The sequence below is a fragment of the Cyanobium sp. A1C-AMD genome, from assembly GCF_024346495.1.
Taxonomy (GTDB): domain Bacteria; phylum Cyanobacteriota; class Cyanobacteriia; order PCC-6307; family Cyanobiaceae; genus Cyanobium_A; species Cyanobium_A usitatum.
On the sequence record NZ_JAGQDB010000111.1, the window covers coordinates 1 to 6548 of the forward strand.

7 protein-coding genes are annotated in these 6548 nt (G+C 60.2%); 3 read left to right on the forward strand and 4 right to left on the reverse strand.

The annotated features are described in order from the left end of the window. The first annotated feature begins 226 nt into the window (after positions 1-226). Together KBY74_RS13010 and KBY74_RS13015 are read left to right on the forward strand one after the other, a co-directional pair. Positions 227-643 (forward strand): DUF302 domain-containing protein, encoded by a 417-nt coding sequence (locus KBY74_RS13010; protein ID WP_254943060.1) that lies wholly within the window; start codon positions 227-229, stop codon positions 641-643. A gap of 664 nt (positions 644-1307) precedes the next feature. Then, positions 1308-1550 (forward strand): hypothetical protein, encoded by a 243-nt coding sequence (locus KBY74_RS13015; RefSeq protein WP_254943061.1) that lies wholly within the window; start codon positions 1308-1310, stop codon positions 1548-1550. Between the two features lie 640 nt (positions 1551-2190). Here KBY74_RS13015 and KBY74_RS13020 read toward each other — a convergent pair. Next, positions 2191-2436 (reverse strand): hypothetical protein, encoded by a 246-nt coding sequence (locus tag KBY74_RS13020; protein WP_254943062.1) that lies wholly within the window; start codon positions 2434-2436, stop codon positions 2191-2193. 570 nt (positions 2437-3006) lie between these two features. Here KBY74_RS13020 and KBY74_RS13025 point away from each other — a divergent pair. Further along, the gene (locus tag KBY74_RS13025; RefSeq protein WP_254943063.1) at positions 3007-5187 is read left to right on the forward strand and encodes a beta-glucosidase; all 2181 of its coding nucleotides are present in this window, start codon (positions 3007-3009) and stop codon (positions 5185-5187) included. Here the strand turns inward: KBY74_RS13025 and KBY74_RS13030 are convergent, their stop codons facing one another. From KBY74_RS13030 to KBY74_RS13040, 3 genes are all read right to left on the reverse strand, one after another. After that, positions 5188-5637, reverse strand: a complete 450-nt coding sequence (locus tag KBY74_RS13030) for a hypothetical protein (protein ID WP_254943064.1) — start codon at positions 5635-5637, stop codon at positions 5188-5190. 20 nt (positions 5638-5657) lie between these two features. Beyond that, positions 5658-6227 carry a triacylglycerol lipase gene (locus KBY74_RS13035; protein WP_254943066.1) on the reverse strand — a complete coding sequence of 190 codons (570 nt, stop codon included), beginning with the start codon at positions 6225-6227 and terminating at the stop codon, positions 5658-5660. Positions 6228-6278: 51 nt separating this feature from the next. Continuing rightward, positions 6279-6548: hypothetical protein (locus tag KBY74_RS13040; protein WP_254943065.1), on the reverse strand; the 270-nt coding region annotated here is incomplete at its 5' end.

Genomic DNA, 6548 nt, shown 5'->3' on the forward strand with positions numbered 1-6548 from the left:
GGGGAGATCGTCTTGCTGGTAAGGCGAAGCAGGCCGAGGCCAAAGTCCGTAATACCGTCGAAGACGTAAGGGATATGGCCAGATTGGACTAATCTCCCCTCTTTGATCGGTGTGCCTACATTTTATTGGCTAAGATACCCCTGCTAATCATTCATATTTGGCTTAAATATTGCCTCTTATGGCGTTGTTCGCTGTTGGTCTAATTTGCTAGTCCTGTGACCATCACATGAAACACTTTGTTGTCATTAATTCAGCAAAAAACTTTGAAGATACCTGCTTTGATCTGAATACGGCTGTGGAGGCACATCATTTTGGACTGTTAGCTATTCATGATCTTGCGGCTACCCTGCGTTCCAAAAATATTCAATTCTCTGAGAACTGCCGAGTCTTTGAGGTGTGCAATCCACAGCAGGCTGCTTTAGTGCTCGAAACCGATATGTCCTTGTGCATGGCCCTTCCTTGCCGAATCTCTGTGTTTACGGAGGCCGGACAGACCAAGATCGCCATGATCCGACCTGCCGACTTGTTTCGGGATCTTTCTGATACTCCAGCTCTTATTAAAGTTGCGCTAGAGGTTGAGTCAACCATGATGGACATGATTAATGAAGCCTCGTCTCCTGCTTCCAAATGCAGCACATTTTGATCCACTGTTTCTTGCTCCGATTTACTCTGTCCCAATACATCATTCTGAAATAGATCCATGGGAATTGCATTTGTTCCTCGTTGAGCTTCGCGATTGGGTCCTTTCAGGCGAGCACCATATGCATAAGGTTTCGCAATTCCAGACCTGTCAAAAGGCCCTGGAATGGCTCACTCTGGCCCAGGTTCTTAGTAGCAGACACGGTCGCAATTGCTTGTTCTACTTAGGGCGTGTTGGTAGTGGCCGTATCGATACCGATATCCTTAACCGGATTGATGGGCATCTTACTAGGGACGATTTGGATGTGGCTACGATGTTAAGCTCCCTGGAGAGGGATATTAAATGCAAGCGACGGCATGTTGATTTTAGTGCATAGGTTTTCCTGTTAATTGGAGCGGCATGGGTTTAGTGGGTAGTCCTGGTTTGCGTCCGGTCCTCATTGATCAATACGTTTTTTCCGTTTATTCTTCTTTGTCAGCTGCCCTGTTCGTTAATAACGTTTGATAAGTCTTTTGCCTCGTCTTCGCCAAGATGCTATTTCTTGTAGGCGCCGAGCTGTCGCTGCCGATTCATTATTGATTGAGCTGTAAATTTGCCGCAGTTGTTGTGTTGTGCTCTGTCCTGGCGATATTGATTTTAGTTGTTTGCGGTATGTGGCCGCTTCGCCATGCTAGTTGGAACACTGTTTCTTGAAGCACTTATTACTGGCATCATTGATCAGGCTGAGCTTGATTGGCTGGCAAGCCATCAATCTGATTTTAGCCGATTAGAGGAGACTACTGCTCTTAGATTGGGGCGTTTTCTTGATCAAGGAGTTGTTCAGCTTGGATGCCGTTTGCCCTGTTCTCAGGTGCCTCTTTTGTCGTTAGTAGTCTTTTATGCTGCCCTTCCTAATATTCAAGAATTATAATATGGCCAAGTGTTCATTAGCTTTTTTGCTTCGGGGCCCTGGCTTCCGGAGTTGGGGCCGCCCCGACTCATGCCGCTCCCGCCGCAGCGATTTACTGCGCCTCAGCCGGGCTGCCGGTTGGCTGCGTGGGGTGACCAGCTGTTAGCGCCATCACTCCCGGTGTTGATCCAAACATGGTCGGACCGGTTAACCGTGCCGGTTTCCGCTGAGTATCTCAGCAATCTGCGCCACTTTCCGCACTCCAATTCGTCCTGGCCGCCTATTGCGAAGCCGACCTGAGAATGCTGGTTTTTGTTGAGGAGCAGCACCGCTCAATTCATGGCGTCCCGGGCCAGGGTCCTGCTGCGGTCGGTTTTGCTTAGATAGGATGGCGGAAACTAAATCAGCTACTACCGATGGATGGCAAATTATTTGTAGGTGGCCTACTCTTGATTTTTCTATTCTTGTATGTGGGGGTTTACCTGTTGACCAGAGGCCTTCCCCCGCCTGTCTAGACTTCCACTCGCCAGCTTGTAAATCCTTATTCGGTTGCGCTTGCAATCGCGGCAACTGATCCTCTGGCTGTCTCGGTATTTCTGCGCTCACAAGTACTAAGTTTGGCTGGCCAATGGCTGCTATGAGCACACTTTAGCTGTCGTATCTAGCTGACTAGAAGACTGCCAGCAGAAATATCGCCTATTCTGATCCCATATGGCGGTGCGCTGCTGGTTTTCAGCGGCCGCACGGTGAAGATCTTGTCCGCCGCCTTGTTGGGATTCCCTTTGGGGGCAGAGGCCGCTGGCACCGTGATGGGCAGCACGGTTATTTCGGCTTGGACACCGTTGAGCTTGGGTAATAGGTCCCCATTCCAGGAGCGATCGCTGCGGCTCAGGGTTTCTACCTTCACGCCTAGGGCAGCCGCGCTGGGGCCGCTGGCCCTGGCCTGGATTGGCTCTTCAAGGGTGCCGAAGTGGCTGATTGAAATCCTGGGCCCTTCCCAGCCTCAGATGTGAAGCGGCCTTCATGAAGTCTGATTTCCGCGGGTGAAGAGCCATTGCGGCGGCGGTGTGGATGGTTGCCTTTTTGGCTTGGCGGAGAGATCGTGTGGACATCGGGATTCGGAGGCTCCACTGATGGAAGACACCCCCCCTGAGCATTTGCCAGGAGCGCGCTGACGATCCGGCCCCTGCTCCAACACTCTCGACGGATCCCTGACGTCTCTTGGCTGAAATGCCGCCACCGCGCCGCCCTAGGTGCCCCGGATTAATTGAGACGTCCCACTAGTCACCTGGCCCCAGGTGCCTGCGTCAGCAGCTCCGCAGTACAACTGAAGACACCCAGATCTAACGATCTGATTGCTATCTAACTTGCGCCCAGCCGAGCCCTACCCCTCCGGGCAAACGCCACAGCTGGGTCAACAGAAGCCCGGGGCTTGCGTTCCGGGCTTCCTAGTTTTTATGCCGCTTGGGAAAAGGCCATGACGGCGCCACCAGAGACTCATCAGCAGTCGATTGAGCGCCGGGCCCAAGAGCTGCTGGCCCAGCTCAGCGTTGCCGAGAAACTTGCCCTGCTGGAGGGCGATACCGACTTCTGGCCCGGCATGGTGGAAATTGCCAGCCGCGACGCCTCCCACCTGCACCCCTGGCCAGCGGGAGTGTTGCCGCGCCTGGGGCTAGCCGGTCTGCATTTTGTGGATGGCCCGCGGGGGGTGGTGCTCCAGGGCGGGGCGACTACCTTCCCCGCTCCGATTGCTCGCGGTGCCTGCTGGGACGTGGATCTGGAGGAGAGGATCGGTGCGGCCATGGCCCGCGAGGCTCGCAGTTTCGGGGCCAACTGGCTGGCGGCGGTTTGCGTAAATCTCTTGCGCCACCCCGGCTGGGGCCGGGCCCAGGAGACCTACGGCGAAGATCCGGTTCTGCTCGGCTGCCTGGGGGCGGCAATGACCCGCGGCATCCAGCGCCACGCCGTGGCCTGCGTCAAGCATTTCGCCCTCAACTCGATCGACAGCTCCCGTTTCCTGGTTGACGTGCAGGTGAGTGAACGGGTGCTGCACGAGCTCTACCTGCCCCACTTCCGCGCCTGCGTAGAGGCAGGGGCGGGCTCGCTTATGAGCGCCTACAACCAGGTGAATGGCGAGTGGTGCGGCCAGCACCCCCTGCTGCTCAACGAAATCCTCAAGCAGCGCTGGGGATTCACTGGCTTCGTGGTGACCGATTTCATTTTCGGGGTGCGCGATGGCGTGGCGGCGGTGCGGGCCGGCCAGGACCTGGAAATGCCCTTCCGCATGATCTTTGCCGGTTGCCTGACGGCTGCCGTTGCTGATGGTCGGTTGCCGCAGCAGCGCTTGGATGACGCCGTGCTGCGCCAGCTGCGGGTTCAGTTGGCAGTGCGGGAGGGTTCCTATCCCACCAGCCTGCGCGGCTGCGCCGAGCACCGGGCCCTGGCCCGGGAGGCTGCCACCAAGGCGATCGTGCTGCTCAAAAATGAAGCCTTCCCCCCTGGCCCTCCCCTGTTGCCCCTGGATCCGGCCCGCTCGCTGGCGGTGATCGGCAGCCTGGCCGCCATCGCCAACCTGGGCGATCGCGGCTCCTCCGACACCCGGCCCGAGCCCGGCGTGGTGGTCACACCCTTGCAGGGGCTGCAAGCAGCGGCTGCGCCGGGGGCTGTGCGTTACGCCAGTGGCGAGCGGCTGGCTGAAGCCACTGCCCTGGCCGCCAGCTGTGAGTCGGCCCTGCTGGTACTTGGCCTCGACTGGCGCCTGGAGGGGGAGCACATCCATCCCGGCGACATCGCGCCGATCCTGTGCCAGATACCGCCCCCCCAGTCCCTGCTGCGGCGCTGGTGGCCGCCGGTGGCCGGGGCCATTGCCGCCATCACCAGCTACGGCTCGGCCCGTCAGGGGAGTGATTTCGCCGCCGGCGACCGCACCAACCTGGAGCTGCCCGCTGAGCAGGTGGCCTTGATCGAGGCAGTGCTGGCGGCAAACCCCCGCACAGTGGTGGTGTTGATGGGAGGTGGGGCAATCTTGATCGAGGCCTGGCGCCGTGCTGTGCCGGCGATCCTGCTGCTCTGGTACCCGGGGGAGCGGGGCGGTGAGGCCTTAGCCGACGTGGTGTTCGGCCAGGTGTCTCCCAGTGGGCGCCTGCCCTTCGCCATTCCCACCAGCGCCGACCACCTGCCTGATTTCGAGCCCCGGGCTCCCCAGGTGCGCTACGACCTCTGGCACGGCTACCGCCGCCTGCAGCGAGACGGCAATCCGGCCGCCTTCCCCTTCGGCTTTGGGCTCTCCTACGCAGAGCTGCGCCTAAGCCAGGCGGAGGCCGAGCTGCAGCCAGATCAAATTCGGCTGGCCGTAACTGCCCAAAATGCCGGCCTGCTGGCCAGTGAGTTTGTGGTGCAGGTGTACGCCGAACCCCCTGGGTTACTGCTGGAGCGGCCCCAGCGCAGCCTGGTGAGCTTTGCTCGTGTGGCGCTGGGGCCAGGCGACTGCCGGCGGCTTCAGCTGCTCATTCCGCTGCGTCAACTGGCCTATTTCGATGAAGCCTCCAGCCACTTTTGGCTGGAGGCGGGTTGCCATCGCCTGCGGGTTGGCCAACACAGTGAAGATGGGGGGGTGCTGCTGGAGATCAATTGCGAGGCAACGGATCTGGGCCCCTGATCAGCCTTTGCCCAGCAGGCGCTGCAGCCGCAGGCGGTTGTAGCGCTGCACCCACAGGCAGGGCAGGTTGAAGGCGGTGGCAAAGGCGAGGTTGATCAGCACCCCCGCCGGCGGCAGCCACAGGGGGGTGATAGTCCAGAAAAGCCACAGGGCTAGATGCACCAGCTCGGCCCGGCGAGTTTCCAGCACCAGCCGCTCCAGCTTGATGCTCTCGCGGCCCACCAGGCTTGCCTTGGCGATCCCTTTGGGCAGGGCGTTGCCGGCATCGGGCAGCCAGGGCTTCCAGCTGCGGATCGCCAGCCGGTTCTCGAAGCCCTGACGGCTTTCGCTCCATGGCCGCCGCATAAACCAGTGCTCCCGCTCCAACCAAGCGGCTGGCAGCCTGTTGGCCAGGGAGCCCACGAGCAGGCTCCAGAGCAGCCAGCCGAGGGCGCTGGAGGTGGCTGTCATCAGCGGAGAAAGGTTTGTCATCAGGGCCGCAACAGCTCCTGGGCCAGTAGCTGCACCGATTTGGGAGCGCGCAGCAACTGGGGATGGGCCCACACCGGCAGCATCTGGGTGCGGCCCACAGGCAGCACGGCCCGCCAGCCGGGCAGCACGGCTAGGTCGATGGTCGAATAAAAGCTGCAGCAGTCGATCCCGGCCAGGGTGTCGAGGTTGCCGTTGAGCTCGGTGAGCAGGGGGCTGCCCGATTTGAGGTCGGCGATACCCGCCAGTAGGCGGCCAGGCCAGGGCTGGGCGGTGAGGGTGCCCTGCTGGGGACTTCCCACACTGGTGAAGCGCCTGGTGCGACGTTGGCCGCCCAGCAGCTGGATCCAGGTCCGGGCGATTACGCCGCCGATCGAAAAGCCCAGCAGATCAATGGGTTGATCCAGCCCGAAGGCCGCTTCGATATGACTACCGAGTAGTTCGGCCGCCTCGGGCACGGGGGTGAGGCCAAACCGCAGCGGTAGCTCGGGGATTAACAGCGGTTGGCGCTGGTCGCCCAGGCAGCGCTTAAGCGCATTAAAAACCGCAGGGCTGTCGAGCAGCCCGTGCACCAGCACCAGGGGGGTTGCATCGGCGATGGGACCACCATCCGATTTACCTACTCAATCTGACCTTTCCACCACGATGCTGCGGCCCAGGAGCAGATCCCGCGCCCCATTTACCCGTTGCATCGTGTCGTGACTGCCGCCGCGGTCTGGGTGGTGCTCGGCGGCGGCGCTCTTCCAAGCTCGGTTGACGTCGTCGGCGCCGATGCGCCCGGCCAGGGGCAGGTGCAATCGCTGACGCGCCACGATCGCATCAAGATCGGGATGCTTACCCAGAGGTCCCCAGTCGGCTTTGCTCAGCGCTGGGCTGCGCTTTTTGCTCCCTTT